This window comes from Streptomyces sp. NPDC059788, from assembly GCF_042732265.1.
Taxonomy (GTDB): domain Bacteria; phylum Actinomycetota; class Actinomycetes; order Streptomycetales; family Streptomycetaceae; genus Streptomyces.
This window is the reverse complement of record NZ_JBHWHY010000002.1, coordinates 310,439-323,847: the sequence shown is the minus strand read 5'-3', so window position 1 is coordinate 323,847 and position 13,409 is coordinate 310,439. Positions and strand designations below refer to the sequence as shown.

Annotated in this window: 12 protein-coding genes; 8 read left to right on the top strand and 4 right to left on the bottom strand. The window is 73.5% G+C overall.

The features are described 5' to 3' along the window. Positions 1 to 27 precede the first annotated feature (27 nt). Positions 28 to 1,632, bottom strand: coding sequence for an MFS transporter (locus tag ACFV57_RS03300; protein ID WP_385225122.1), 1,605 nt, complete (start codon positions 1,630 to 1,632; stop codon positions 28 to 30). A gap of 114 nt (positions 1,633 to 1,746) precedes the next feature. On the opposite strand from ACFV57_RS03300, the gene ACFV57_RS03295 reads away from it, so the two are divergent. The 7 genes from ACFV57_RS03295 (at position 1,747) to ACFV57_RS03265 (ending at position 10,021) form a co-directional block, all read left to right on the top strand. Continuing rightward, positions 1,747 to 2,502 (top strand): TetR family transcriptional regulator, encoded by a 756-nt coding sequence (locus ACFV57_RS03295; RefSeq protein ID WP_385225120.1) that lies wholly within the window; start codon positions 1,747 to 1,749, stop codon positions 2,500 to 2,502. A 260-nt stretch (positions 2,503 to 2,762) separates the two neighbouring features. Next, positions 2,763 to 3,986, top strand: a complete 1,224-nt coding sequence (locus tag ACFV57_RS03290; RefSeq protein ID WP_385225118.1) for an alpha/beta hydrolase — start codon at positions 2,763 to 2,765, stop codon at positions 3,984 to 3,986. Positions 3,987 to 4,175: 189 nt separating this feature from the next. After that, entirely contained in the window at positions 4,176 to 5,078 is a 903-nt protein-coding gene (locus ACFV57_RS03285; protein ID WP_385225116.1) for a DUF4429 domain-containing protein, read from the top strand. Between the two features lie 209 nt (positions 5,079 to 5,287). Next, positions 5,288 to 6,625, top strand: a complete 1,338-nt coding sequence (locus tag ACFV57_RS03280) for a sensor histidine kinase (RefSeq protein ID WP_385225114.1) — start codon at positions 5,288 to 5,290, stop codon at positions 6,623 to 6,625. Beyond that, complete coding sequence (locus ACFV57_RS03275) at positions 6,622 to 7,302, top strand: response regulator (protein ID WP_385225112.1); 681 nt, start codon at positions 6,622 to 6,624, stop codon at positions 7,300 to 7,302. Before ACFV57_RS03280 ends, ACFV57_RS03275 begins: the two co-directional genes overlap by 4 nt. A gap of 247 nt (positions 7,303 to 7,549) precedes the next feature. Continuing rightward, complete coding sequence (locus tag ACFV57_RS03270; RefSeq protein WP_385225110.1) at positions 7,550 to 8,716, top strand: alpha/beta hydrolase; 1,167 nt, start codon at positions 7,550 to 7,552, stop codon at positions 8,714 to 8,716. Between the two features lie 78 nt (positions 8,717 to 8,794). Then, complete coding sequence (locus tag ACFV57_RS03265) at positions 8,795 to 10,021, top strand: acyltransferase (RefSeq protein ID WP_385225108.1); 1,227 nt, start codon at positions 8,795 to 8,797, stop codon at positions 10,019 to 10,021. A gap of 73 nt (positions 10,022 to 10,094) precedes the next feature. On the opposite strand, the gene ACFV57_RS03260 is transcribed toward ACFV57_RS03265, so the two are convergent. Then, positions 10,095 to 11,123 carry an aldo/keto reductase gene (locus ACFV57_RS03260; protein ID WP_385225106.1) on the bottom strand — a complete coding sequence of 343 codons (1,029 nt, stop codon included), beginning with the start codon at positions 11,121 to 11,123 and terminating at the stop codon, positions 10,095 to 10,097. 8 nt (positions 11,124 to 11,131) lie between these two features. Beyond that, positions 11,132 to 11,605, bottom strand: coding sequence for a MerR family transcriptional regulator (locus ACFV57_RS03255; protein WP_385225104.1), 474 nt, complete (start codon positions 11,603 to 11,605; stop codon positions 11,132 to 11,134). A gap of 199 nt (positions 11,606 to 11,804) precedes the next feature. Between ACFV57_RS03255 and ACFV57_RS03250 the strand changes: the two genes are divergently transcribed. Beyond that, positions 11,805 to 12,623: a serine hydrolase domain-containing protein gene (locus ACFV57_RS03250; RefSeq protein WP_385225102.1), complete on the top strand. Its 819-nt coding sequence runs from the start codon at positions 11,805 to 11,807 to the stop codon at positions 12,621 to 12,623. A gap of 50 nt (positions 12,624 to 12,673) precedes the next feature. Here ACFV57_RS03250 and ACFV57_RS03245 read toward each other — a convergent pair whose 3' ends face one another. Continuing rightward, positions 12,674 to 13,390: a pirin family protein gene (locus tag ACFV57_RS03245; RefSeq protein ID WP_385225100.1), complete on the bottom strand. Its 717-nt coding sequence runs from the start codon at positions 13,388 to 13,390 to the stop codon at positions 12,674 to 12,676. Between the last annotated feature and the right edge of the window lie 19 nt (positions 13,391 to 13,409).

Here is a 13,409-nt window from a genome sequence, read left to right as displayed (position 1 = left end):
GACGCGACCCTGTGGTGCGGCGGAGGGTCAGATGTGACCCATGCCCGCGCCCGCCTCCGCGTTGCTGCCGCGCTTGGTGAACAGCGCGACGACGGCAGCGACCACCGACACGACACAGGCGACGGTGAAGGCCAGCCCCATGCCGGAGACGAACGTGTCGTGCACCGCGCCGCCGATGCGGCCGGCGATCTCCGGCGTCACTCCGGGGGCCTGGGTGACCTGCGGCGGCACCGCGCCGACCTCGGCCGCGGCCTTCAGCGCCGGGTCCGGGGCGCCCGGGAGGCCGGCCTTGGTCCAGTTGCCGGCGAAGTCCGAGTTGACCTTGCTGGACATCACGGCGCCGAGCACCGCCGTACCGAGGCTGCCGCCGACCTGCATGGCGGCCTGCTGGAGGCCGCCGGCCACGCCGGACAGCTCCAGCGGCGCGTTGCCGACGATGACCTCGGTGGCGCCGACCATGACGGGCGCCAGGCCCAGGCCGAGCAGCGCGAACCACACGGACATCGCCAGCGTGCCCGTACCGGTCGTCAGCGTCGTCATGCCGAACATGGCGACGGCGGTGCAGACCATGCCGCCGACGAGCGGGACGCGGGGGCCGAACCTGGTGATCAGGGCGCCCGCGGCCGGCGAGCCGACGATCATCATCGCGGTGAGCGGCAGCAGGCGCAGACCGCTGTCGACCGGGCTCAGGCCGTGCACGTTCTGCAGGTAGAAGGTGACGAAGAAGAGGCCGCCCATGAAGCCGAAGGCCATCAGCACCATCAGGACCGTACCGGCCGTCAGCGGTACGGAGCGGAACATCCGCAGCGGGATGAGCGGCTCGCGGACCTTGGTCTCCAGGACCGCGAAGACGGCGAAGACGACGACCGCGGCGGCCAGGAAGCCCAGCGTCCTGGCGTCGCCCCAGCCCCATTCACCGGCCTTGATCAGGGCCCAGATGAGGCAGAACATGCCGCCGGAGAGCAGCACGATGCCGGGGATGTCGAAGGAGCGCGGGGCGTTCTCGGCGCGGTGGTCCTTGAGGACCACCATGCCCATGACGAGGGCGACGAGGCCGACCGGCACGTTGATGAAGAACACCGACTGCCAGCTGACGTGCTCGACGAGCAGGCCGCCGACGATCGGGCCGCCCGCGGTGGAGGCGCCGATGACCATGCCCCAGATGCCGATGGCCATGTTGAGCTTCTCGGCCGGGAAGGACGCGCGCAGCAGGCCCAGGGCGGCGGGCATCAGGAGCGCGCCGAAGATGCCCTGGAGCACACGGAAGGTGATGATCAGCGAGGCGTCGCCGGACAGGCCGATGGCTCCGGAGGCGAGCGCGAAGCCCACCACGCCTATGAGGAAGGTCTGCCGGTGGCCGAAGCGGTCACCGAGCTTGCCGGCCGTGATCAGCGAGACGGCCAGGGCCAGCAGATAGCCGTTGGTTATCCACTGGACGTCGGCGAGCGACGCTTTCAGGTCCGCCTGGATGGCCGGGTTGGCGATGGCGACGATGGTGCCGTCGAGGGCCACCACCATCACACCGATCGCGACGGCGATCAGGGTCAGCCACGGATGGCCCCGGAGTCCCCTGCGAGGCTCCGGTGCAAAGAGGTCCGGCGCGGCGTGGGCAACCGGGGTCTGAGAGCTCATCCTCCGAGGCTAATGTCAGCCGCTGACAGTTGACAAAATAATTCAACAGTCGGTAACTGTCTTTTACCTCACAGGTATTCTGAGCAGCGGCGACAAACGAGAAAGGCCGCAGGGATGACCGGCTCCACGCCGCAGGTGACACGACCTGACACCGCCTGGCACCACGAAGGCGAACGGCCGCCCGAGCCCTCCGTCGGTGCCCTCGGCGGGCTGCGCGAGCGCAAGAAGCAGCGCACCCGCGACGCGCTGATCCGCGCGGCCCTCGAACTGTTCACGGCGCACGGCTACGACGAGACGACGATCGACGAGATCGCCGAGGCCGTCGACGTCTCGCAGCGCACGTTCTTCCGCTACTTCGCCAGCAAGGAGGAGGTCGTCTTCGCCGTCCACGAGATGGTGGAGGCGCGCTACGTCGAGGAGCTGGAGCGGCGGCCGGCGGCCGAGGCGCCCCTGGAGGCGCTGCACAACGCCGTGATGACGTCGTGGAACGACATCGGCGGCGCGATCCAGTCGGTGATTCCGCTGGAGCTGCACATGCGGACGTACCAGATGATCGAGTCGACGCCCGCGCTCGTCGCCGCCCACCTGCGCCGTTACGCGGAGCTGGAGGAGCAGATCGCCCGGCTCGTCGCGCGGCGCGAGGGGCTGGACGTGACGGTGGACCCGCGGCCGCGGGTGGTCGTCGCGATGTTCAGCGGCGCGATGCGGGTCGCCGGGAAGGTGTGGGGCGAGGGCGAGGACCTCAGCGTGGAGTCGATCCGCGAGATCACCGAGAAGTACCTGGCGAAGATCGTTCCGGCGGTGTGCGGCGACTGGCGCGACCAGGGGGACGACGGGCAGGCGAGCCGGGGAGACCGCGGCGGCCAGTGAGCCGAGAGGACCAGGGCAGGCCCGACGGCCGGTGGGTCACGCAGACCGCCCCCTACGGCCGCCTACGCACCCGTATCCCGCACCGCCCGGCGCTCGCACGCCCGCACACCCCCCGCACGCCTGCCTGAGAGCGTTTCCGCACGTCTGAGCGTTGCGGCGCGCCACAGCGTGTCCGAACTGATCCCATATGACCAGGCTGAAACGTGATATGACTCACCCCCTCAGCGGGCACCCCGTCACTTCTCCTAGGGTGGCCCGCGGTGACTTCTTCGTTCTCGGGCCTCGGCGCCCCCTCCTTCGGTTTCCTGCAGTCCACCGCATGGCGTGCGGCACTCGCCCTGGTGGTGGTGTTCGTGATGCTCGCGATGACCGGCTGGACGGCCGTCAGAGGCAGCAAGGACGACGCCAACCCGCTGGCCACCGCGCGGTCCGCCTGGGAGCACGCCTCCTTCCGCGGCCACCGGCTGCCGGACACCGACGCCGCGCCCGGTGTGCTCGCCGGTTTCTTCCGGGCGCTGAGCGGCGCCGACCGGGCCGCGCTCGCCGACCGCTATCCCCTGGTGGTCGGCAACATGGGCGGCGCCCCCGTCGACCTGCGCTACCGGGCCAACAAGAACGCGTTGCAGCAGGCCGCCGAGGTGGAACGGCACCGGGTGCAGGACCGGCGGCTGACACCGGTGGGCCGCCAGGAGGCGAGCCGGCTGATGCACCGCTTCGAGTCGATGCGCGGCGCCGGCCGGCAGATCCTCGCCTTCGACCCGGCCGGTGGCGGCCGGGCCGCCGAGGTCTTCGGCGACCTGCGGCAGGCCCGCCGCGTCTCGGTGGTGGTCCCCGGTGTGGACACCAATCTCGGCACTTTCGAGCGCACCGCGCGGGCGACGAGCGCGCCCGCGGGCATGGCCAAGTCGCTCCACGACGCCGAGCGGTCCGTGCGCGGCGGCGACTCCCGTACGGCCGTGATCGCCTGGGCCGACTACACCGCGCCCGCCGGGCTCGGGGTCGGCGCGGCCACCGGGCAGCTCGCCGAGGCGGGCGCCGTACGGCTGAACGCGCTGGTCCGGGCGCTGCCGAAGGCCGCCTCCGTCTCGCTGATGTGCCACAGCTACGGCTCCGTGGTGTGCGGCGTGGCGGCCCACCGGCTGCCGTCGAGCGTCAGCGACATCGCGGTGGCGGGCAGCCCCGGGATGCGCGCGGAGACCGCGGCGGGGCTCGGCACCCACGCCCGGGTCTGGGCGATGCGGGACGCCGACGACTGGATCCAGGACGTGCCGTACATGGAGGTCGGAGGGCTCGGCCACGGCGCCGACCCGGTCACCCCGGCCTTCGGCTCCCGGGTGCTGTCGGCCGCCGGCGCCGAGGGGCACGCCGGATATTTCGCGCCCGGCACCCAGAGCCTGCGCAACTTCGCGATGATCGGGGTGGGCGCCGTCACATCGGTGAACTGCGCCACGCAGGACCGGGACTGCTCGGCCGGCCTTGCCTGAGCGGCGGGGTGCGGCGCCCCGGCCGCGCGGTTCCGCGGCGGGTTCCGCGGGGCGCGGCAGGCGGTGGTGCACGACGCGTGGTGGGCGGGCCGGGCACGGGAGCGGCATGGGGCAAAAGCGGCTTGACGCGCGTAGCGCATGATGTCCGGAAGGGGGACGGGCGGGCGACCGCCGCTTACGATGAGCCGCATGGGTGATGTGCTGGCCGGTTTTCACGCCGTCTGGGAGTTCGACACGGACTCCGTGCTCATCCGCTTCGAACGGGGGATACGCAGGCCGAAGCTCTTCCAGGCGCTCGGCGAGCGGCGCGTCCCCTACGAGGCGCTGAGGTCCGTCGAGCTGTCGCCGGGCAGACGCGGCACGGTGGTGCTGCGCGCGGTGCCCCGGCCGGGCGCCGACCCGCTGATGGAGGCCGCCGACGGCCAGCTCAAAGACGATCTCGACCCCTACCGCCTGACGCTGCCGGCCGACCGCGAGGCCCTCGCCGAGTACTACCGCGACGAGCTGCGCACCGCGCTCGGCCCCGCCGCCGCGCTCCCCGCCGACGAACACCTGGTGACCGCGCCGGAGCCGCCGCTGACGTTCAAGGCGTACGACGGCAAGGCGTCCTTCGACGGCACCTCGGTCGCGTTCCGCTGGTTCTGGACGGGCGCGTCGTCGGCCAAGTGGAAGAGCGGCGACCAGCACTTCCCGGTCGGCAGGCTGACCGGGGTGGAGTGGCGCTCGCCGGACGGCGCCGGGGTGCTGTCGGGCAACGGGTACCTGCGGCTGGTGGAACGCGGCACGCAGGACCGGCGGCCCGGCGAGGCGGACCAGGACCCGGCCTCGGTGGTCTTCGGGCTGGGGTACGGGCCGGTGCACGAGTCGCTGCCGTTCGCGGCCGCGGTGCTCCAGGCGGTACGGGCCACGGGGCCGGACGCGGACGCGGACGCGGCGCCGTGCCGGGCGTCGGTACGGACCCGTACCGACGCCCGGCGCGATCCCGCCGACATCGCCGACCGCATACGGCAGCTGGGCGAGCTGCACACGGCGGGGCTGCTGACGGACGCGGAGTTCACGTCCAAGAAGGCCGAGCTGCTGGCGGAGCTGTAGCGGATGGGGCCGGGCGGCCGACGGTCGCGGGCGGCCATCGCCGGCTCCGATGGTTCCGGTTCCAGTTCCGCTTCCGCTTCCGGCTGTCCGGCACGCCCCGGTGCCGTGCCGAAGGACGTCGTCGCCGCCCCCCCGTACCGGGGTATGACGACGAGTGGCCCCCTCGGTATGACGCCCCGCCCCCGGCCGCCGCATACGCTGACCAGGCCATGAAGACGACACCACGCCCGCCGGGCGACCGCCATCCCGCCCTCGCCCGCTCCCTGCGGGCCGGGCAACAGGCGCTGCGCACCCTCGCCGAGGACCTCGGGACACCGACCGGCTCCGGCGCCCCGCTCTTCGGTCAGGTGCAGAACCGCTGGCTGCGCCTGCTGCCGTACGTGATCGCCTTCACCTTCGTGGCCTCTCTGCTGCCCTCGTCGGTGAGCATCCTCACCCACGACTACGGGCTCGGCGGCGGCCCGGCCGGTGCGCTGGCCACCGCCCAGACCGTGCCGCTGCTGCTGGCGGTGACCCGGCCGCTCCAGGCGTGGTGGGTGATCTTCGCGGCGGATGTCGTCGGAGGTATCGTCCTGGCCGCCGTACCGGAGGCAGGCGGGATCTGGCCCTGGCCCCCGACGGTCATCATCGGCTACCTGGCGCTGATGCTGGCGCTTTCGCTGCGCGAACGGCGCCGCACGCTGATAGCCGTCTGGGGAGCGACCGGCGCCGTGAGCGTCCTCTTCGAACTCGCCCGGCCGGACCGCAGCGACGGCACGTGGGTGCTGTTGTTCGTTCTCTCCGGTCTCGTACTGCTGGTGGGCGGCGCGCTCCGCGAGCGCGGGGCGGCCCAGCGCAAGCTGATCGAGCAGGAGAACATCAGCGAGGCGGAGCGCGCCATGCGCACACTGCTGGAGGAGCGCACACGCATCGCGCGCGAGCTGCACGACGTCGTCGCCCACCACATGTCGGTGATCACGGTCCAGGCCGACAGCGCCCCGTACCGCATCAGCGGCATACCGGAGGCGGCCCAGGAGGAGTTCAGCACGATCGCGGCCACCGCGCGGGAGTCGCTGGCCGAGATGCGGCGGCTGCTGGGCGTGCTGCGCAGCGAGGAGACGGAGCGGTACGGCGGCCCGGAGAAGGCGCCGCAGCCCGGTCTGGCCCAGCTGCCGAAGCTGGTCGAGGGGACGGTGCGGGCAGGGGTGCCGGTCGAGCTGGCGATGCCCGACGAGCCGGTGGCCCTGGCGTCCGCGGTGGACCTGTCGGCGTACCGCATCGTGCAGGAGGCGCTGGCCAACGTCGTACGGCACGCGCCGGGCGCGCCCACCCGCGTCTCGGTCACGGCCGACGGCGGGGGCGGCCGGCTGACCGTCCTGGTCGTCAACAGCGCCCCGCCGCGCGCCGCCGCGCCGCTGGAGCCCTCCGGTACGGGCCACGGCCTGGTCGGCATGCGCGAGCGCGTACGGCTGGTGGACGGCACCCTGGACACCGGGCCCCTGCCCGACGGCGGCTTCCGGGTCGCCGCCCAACTCCCCATAACAGCAAAGGACCATAACCCCGCATGACCACTCGGGTGATCATCGTCGACGACCAGGCCATGGTGCGCGCGGGCTTCGCCGCGCTGCTGGCCGCCCAGAGCGACATCGACGTCGTCGGCGACGCGCCGGACGGTGTACAGGGCGTCGAACTGAGCCGCCGTACGCACCCGGACGTGGTGCTGATGGATGTCCGGATGCCCGAGATGGACGGGCTGGAGGCGGCCCGGCAGCTGCTGGACCCGCCGGCCGGCGTGGTGCACCGGCCGAAGGTGCTGATGCTCACCACGTTCGACGTGGACGACTATGTGTACGAGGCGCTGCGGGCGGGGGCGTCCGGGTTCCTGCTCAAGGACGCGCCGCCGGCCGACCTGATCTCGGCGGTACGGGTCGTGGCGGCGGGCGAGGCGCTGCTCGCGCCGTCCGTGACGCGGCGGCTGATCGCCGACTTCGCCCGGCAGCGGCCGGCGCCCCGCAAGGACCGCACCGCGCTGCGGCTCAACGGGCTGACCCCGCGCGAGACGGAGGTGCTGGAGCTGATCGCCCGCGGCCTGTCGAACCAGGAGATCGCCGACGCGCTGGTGCTCGCCGAGCAGACCGTGAAGACGCACATCGGGCGGGTGCTGGCCAAGCTGGGGCTGCGCGACCGCGCCCAGGCCGTGATCTTCGCGTACGAGTCGGGGCTGGTGTCGCCGGGGGCGGGCTGACCGGCGGGCGGCGGCCGGGCCCGGCCGGTTCGGGCCCGGCCGCCGTCGCCGTGCCGGCCGGCGCGTCCGGAGGTGGGGACAACCCCCCTGAAGTGCCTGGGGCTGGCCGGTCGTACTGAAGGACGAGCAGGTCAGGCACCCCCTACCCCGGTATCAGTGGACAGTTGGCTCCGCGGTGTGACGCCGTGTCATACGTCCGCTTCCTACGTTTCCCTCCGCCACACCAACGGAAGAGGGAGACCCCACCATGTCCTTGCTGCGCCGGTTCACCCAACGCGGTAGGCGCACGCTCGTCGCGGTCGCGCTGACGGCGGCGGTCGTCGGCGGCACCGGCGGCTGGGCCGCGGGGTCCACGGAGGACGCCGTCACCGGGCCCCCGCCCGGCGCCGCCGCCTGGCGTGCGGACCACGTCGCCGGCAAGCGGCTGCCCGACCCGGCGACCGCGACCCCGGCCGAGGTGGCCCGGTTCTTCGGCTCGCTGAGCGAGGCGCAGCGGCAGGCGCTGGCGGCCCGTCACCCGCTCACCGTGGGCAACCTGGACGGCGCGCCGGTGGCCCTGCGCTACCGCGCCAACGCCCTCGCGCTGAAGGCGGAGCGCGACCGCCAGACGGCCCGCGCCACCGACCCCGCCGGAACCCTGCAGGACCACCAGGAGGCGCGCCGGCTCGCCGACCGTTACGCCGAACTGCTCCGCCCCGGGCGGCAGATACTCGCCTTCGACCCGCGCGGCCGGGGCCAGGTGGCCGAGGTGTTCGGCGACCTGGCGGCGGCGCGGCACACATCCGTGTTCGTGCCGGGCTCGGACATCGACCTGTCGTCGTCCGACCGTCGGCGCGACCCGTACGGCACGCCGTCCGGGATGGCCAAGTCGCTGCGCGCCCGGATGGCCGCCGAGGCGCCCGGTGTCCCCACGGCCGCGATCTCCTGGACCGGCTACACCACGCCGGTCGGCCTCGGCCCGGACGCCGCGACCGGGCGTCTGGCGGAGGCCGGCGCCCCGCGCCTGGCCCGCTTCCTGGACGGCCTGGCGGCCGTCGGCGTCCCGGCCCCCGCCCTGCTGTGCCACAGCTACGGAACGGTCGTCTGCGCCCTGGCCGTACCCCGGCTGGAGCCGGGGCGGATCGCCGACCTCATCGTCTTCGGCTCCCCCGGGATGCGCACGGACAGCGCGGCGGCGCTGCGGACCACCGCCCGGGTGTGGGCCGCCCGTGACGCCTCCGACTGGATCGGCAACGTGCCGCACGTCGAGTTCCTGGGGCTGGGCCACGGTACGGACCCCACCGACCCAGAGTTCGGGGCGCGCCGGGTGCCCGCGCGGACGGCCGAAGGCCATACCGGCTATCTCGCGCCCGGCACGGACTCGTTGCGCAACTTCGCCGACATCGCGCTCGGCCGTTACGACCGGGTGCGCTGACCGGCGCGTCCCGCGCCCCCGCGCCCCCGCGCCCGCATCTGCTCCCGCCTTCCCGAACCTCCCCAGAAGGAGGCCCTCATGGCCACCGCACTCCTGACTCCGGCCCGCAAGGCCGTCCGCACCATAGAGGGCCGCACCCCCGCCCACCGCGACCGCGCCGTCGACGGCCTGCGCGCCCTCGCGCTGCTCGCCGTGCCGACGGGCCACTGGCTGCTCGGCGGCTTCACCCTCGACGCCGGCGGCGCGCTGCACAACGCGAGCCCGCTGTCGTCCTTCGCCGCCCTGGCGCCCGCGAGCTGGGTACTCCAGATGCTCGGCATCTTCTTCCTGGTCGGCGGCTACGCGTCGGTGCTCTCCTTCCACCGCGCCGCCGGGCGCGGCGAGTCGACGGGCCGCTGGGTGCGTGCGCGCCTGGCCCGGCTGGGCCGTCCGGTCCTCGGTGTGACCGCCGTCTGGGCGGCGTTGATCCCGGTACTGTCCACGTTCGGCGTGCCCGAGGCCTCGCTCCGTACGGGGGCGACGCTGGTCATCCAGCCCCTGTGGTTCGTCGGCGTCTACGCGGGGATCACGGCGCTCACGCCGTACTGCGTCCGCGCGGCCCGCCGCATGGGCGCCTGGGCCGCGGCGCCGCTGATGGGCGCCGTCGCCGTCGTCGACTTCCTGCGCTACGGGCCGTACGCCGACGCCATGCCGTCCTGGCTGAGTCTGCTGAACCTGCTGCCGGGGTGGATGTTCGCGTACCAACTGGGTGTGTCCTGGGGCGAGAAGCGGCTCGGCAGGCGGGCGGCCTGGACGCTGCTGCTCGGTGGCACCGTGCTGTTCGCCGCGCTGCTGCTGTTCTTCCACTACCCGGCGAGCATGGTCGGCGTCCCGGGCCAGGACCGCACCAACTCGCACCCGCCGTCGCTGCTGGTCCTCGCGCTGGCCGCCGCCCAGTCCGGCGCCGCGATCCTGCTGCGCGACCGCATCGCCCGGCTGCTGCGCCGCCCCGCCCTCTGGGCGCCCGTGGTCGTCGTCAACCTCTGCGCGATGACGGTCCTGTGCTGGCACCAGACGGCGATGTTCGCGGCGGCCGTACCGGCGTCCTTCCTCGGTTCCGTCCCCGGCCTGACCACCGCGCCGGACACCGCCGGCTGGATTCTCGCCCGCCTGGCCTGGCTGCCCGTCTTCGCCGTGGCGCTGCTGCTCATCGGCCGGGTGACCCGCCGTTTCGAGGCCCCGTGGACCGGTGTCACGGCGGCCCGGCGGGCCGTCGCGGGGACGCTGGCGGCGGCCTTCGCGGTGTTCGCGCTGGGGCTCGCCTGAGCCGGCGCGGGACAGGACCGGCGGGTGGTGCCGCCACGGGGGACGGCACCACCCGCCTTGCCCGTGCCCTTCGTTACTCCCGGCCCGCCGAGGTGGACGTCATGTCCGCGTACCGGTCGCCGGCGACCTTGCTCGCGACCGGCTCCAGCCGGGCCAGATCCTCGTCGCTGAGCACGAGGCGCGTGGCGGCGGCGTTCTCCTCGATCCGGCTGCGCTTGCGCGTCCCCGGGATCGGCACCACGGCCAGACCGCGCACCTTCGCCTGCTGCTGCACCCAGGCCAGCGCGACCTGCCCGAGCGAGGCGCCGTGCGCGGCGGCGACCTCGCGCACCGGCTCCAGCAGAGCCGCGTTGGCCTTCGCGTTGTCGCCGGTGAAGCGGGGCTGCTGGCGGCGGAAGTCGTCCTCGCCCAGCTCCTTCTCGGCGCTGACGAACGAGCCGGTCAGGAACCCGCGGCCGAGCGGCGAGTACGGCACGAAGCCGACGCCCAGGTCGCGGGCGGCCGGCACCACGCCGTCCTCCACGTCCCGGCTGAACAGCGACCACTCCGACTGCACGGCCGCGATCGGGTGCACGCCCTGCGCCGCGCGCAGTTCGCCGCCGGTGACCTCGCTCAGGCCCAGGTGCTTGACCTTGCCCTCGGCCACCAGCTCCGCCATCGCGCCGACGGTGTCCTCGATGGGGACGGCCGGGTCGCGGCGGTGCATGTAGTAGAGGTCGATCTCGTCGACGCCGAGGCGGCGCAGACTGGCCTCGACGGCCTGGCGGATGTAGGGGCGGTCGTTGCGTATGGACCGCCTGGCCGGGTTCAGCGGGTCGGCCGGGTCCGCGGCTATCGCGAACTTCGTGGCCACGACGACCTCGTCGCGGTGCGCCCGGACGAACGGCGCGATGAACTCCTCGTTGTGCCCCATCCCGTACATGTCGGCGGTGTCGAAGAGCGTCACGCCCAGTTCGAGCGCCCGCTCCAGCGTGGCCCGTGCCTCGCCCTCGTCGTCCGTCGGCCCGTACGCGAAGCTCATGCCCATACAGCCGAGGCCCTGGACCCCGACCAGCGGTCCGGAGGCTCCCAGCTGAACGGTCCCGATCTTCTCAGTGGTCATGTCCGACCTCAGACTCTCTCCGACTCCCGGTGGGCGTCGGCGTAATAATCGATCTTGTAGTCGAGGACCTGGAGGGTGCTCTGCAGCTCGGCGATGCGCTGCCGTACGTCCTCGCGGTGCGCGGTCAGCAGCCGTTCCCGCTCGGGGAAGGTGTGCTCGCCCTCGCGCACCAGGTCGGCGTAGCGGACCATGTCCGCGACCGGCATGCCGGTCAGGCGGAGCTTGGTCACCAGGTCCAGCCAGTCCAGGTCGCGGTTGCTGAAGCGGCGCTGGCCCGTGTGCGTACGGTCCACGTGCGGCATCAGCCCGATCCGTTCGTACCAGCGCAGGGTGTGGGCGCTCAGTCCGGTGTGGTCGGCGACCTCGCTGATCGTGTACTGGTCGCGGCCGGTGGGCCGCGGGTGCAGAACCGTTCCTTTACAGGCGGCCAGGCGCGCCGGTTCCCCGTCCGCCATCGTCCTGTCCGTCGCCGTCACCGTCATGCCGTGCCTCCCGTAGTCGCCGGATGTCCCGGTCCCGGGACGCCTCTCCCGGATCTCTCACGACGACTCCAACGCTAAAGACTTCGAGTGCACTCCAAGCAAGGGAAGACTTGACCCGGTTTTTGAGGAGGCTCCGGCCGCGGTGCCCGCTTCCCCGGGCCGTCCCGCCCGCGCCACCCGGGGCGTTAGGCTCAGGGCCATGTCCTTGCAGAGCCTTCGGATGATCGAGAACTGGCCGGTGCCGACCGCGGCCGCCGCCGTCGTACGGACCGACGGGACGGTGGCCGGATCGTACGGCCCCCAGGAGCACCGCTTCCCGCTGGCCTCGGTCACCAAGCCGCTCGCCGCGTACGCCGCGCTGCTCGCCGTCGAGGAGGGCGCGGTCGAGCTGGACGAGTCGGCCGGGCCCCCGGGCTCGACCGTCCGCCATCTGCTCGCGCACACCGCGGGGCTGGCCTTCGACGAGGACCGTGTGCAGGCCGCGCCGGGCGAGCGCCGCCTGTACTCGAACGCGGGCTTCGAGGCGCTCGGCGACCACATCGCCAAGGCCACCGACATCCCCTTCCCGCAGTACCTGCGCGAGGCGGTCCTCGAACCGCTCGGCATGACCGCCACCGACCTGCCGGGCTCGCCCGCCAAGGACGGCGTCTCCACCGCCGCCGACATGGCCCGCTTCGGCGCCGAACTGCTCGCGCCGCGCCTGCTGGCGCCGCAGACGCTCGCCGAGGCCACGTCGGTGGTCTACCCCGGCGTACGCGGCGTGCTGCCCGGCTACGGGATGCAGAACCCGAACGACTGGGGCCTGGGCTTCGAGATCCGCGACGGCAAGACGCCGCACTGGACGGGCGCTTCCTCCTCGCCCCGCACGTTCGGGCACTTCGGCCAGGCCGGGACGTTCCTGTGGGTGGACCCGGACGCGGGCGCGGCCTGCGTCGCGCTGGCCGACCGGGCCTTCGGCCCCTGGGCGGTCGAGGCGTGGCCGCCCCTCACGGACGCGATCCTCGCCGAGCTGCGCTGAACGCGCGCGGCGGCGCCACGGTGGTCCCGGCGGAGCGTTCCTCCAGGCACTCAGCCGTACGACGGTTCGCCCGGCATCTCCCACATCAGGCACTCCGCGGCGCCCTCGGCGGCCAGTTCCAGGTCCGCCGCGTCCGTGATCCGCGCCGCGTCGCCCGCCGCCAGGCGCTCACCGGCCAGCCGTACCGCGCCGCGCACGACGTGCACGTACACCCGGGGCGCGTCCGGTACGGCGGACCGGGTGCCGTCGGCCAGCCGCCGGACGTGCAGCATCGCGGCGGCCCGCGGCACCGCGTACGGCGTCCCGTCGGCGATGCCCCGCACCACCTCGTACGCCGGTTCGCCGCCGAAGTCGGCCGGCGCGAGCCACATCTGCACGAAGCGAAGCAGCTCGGCGCCGTCGTTGCGCTCCTCGTGCCGCGCGCCGTCCGCCGAACCGAGCCACTGCACGTCGCCGGGCCGCACCACCGTCTCGTGGCCGGTGGTGGAGTCGCGGTGGGTCAGCTCGCCCTCGACGACCCAGGTCACGATCTCGGTGTCGCGGTGCGGGTGCTCGTCGAATCCGGCGCCCGGCGCGAGCCGTTCCTCGTTGCAGGCGATGAGCGCGCCGAAGCGCAGGTTGTCCGGGTCGTAGTGCGGGCCGAAGGAGAAGGCGTGCCGGGTCTCGATGCCGGCCGCCGCGTCGCCGCCCGGATACCGTTCGTCGCCTCTGTGTACCTGGATCACCCCGACACCGTAGCTCCCGCCCCCGTGAGCCCACCGCGCCATCACACCGCCCCGATAAGGC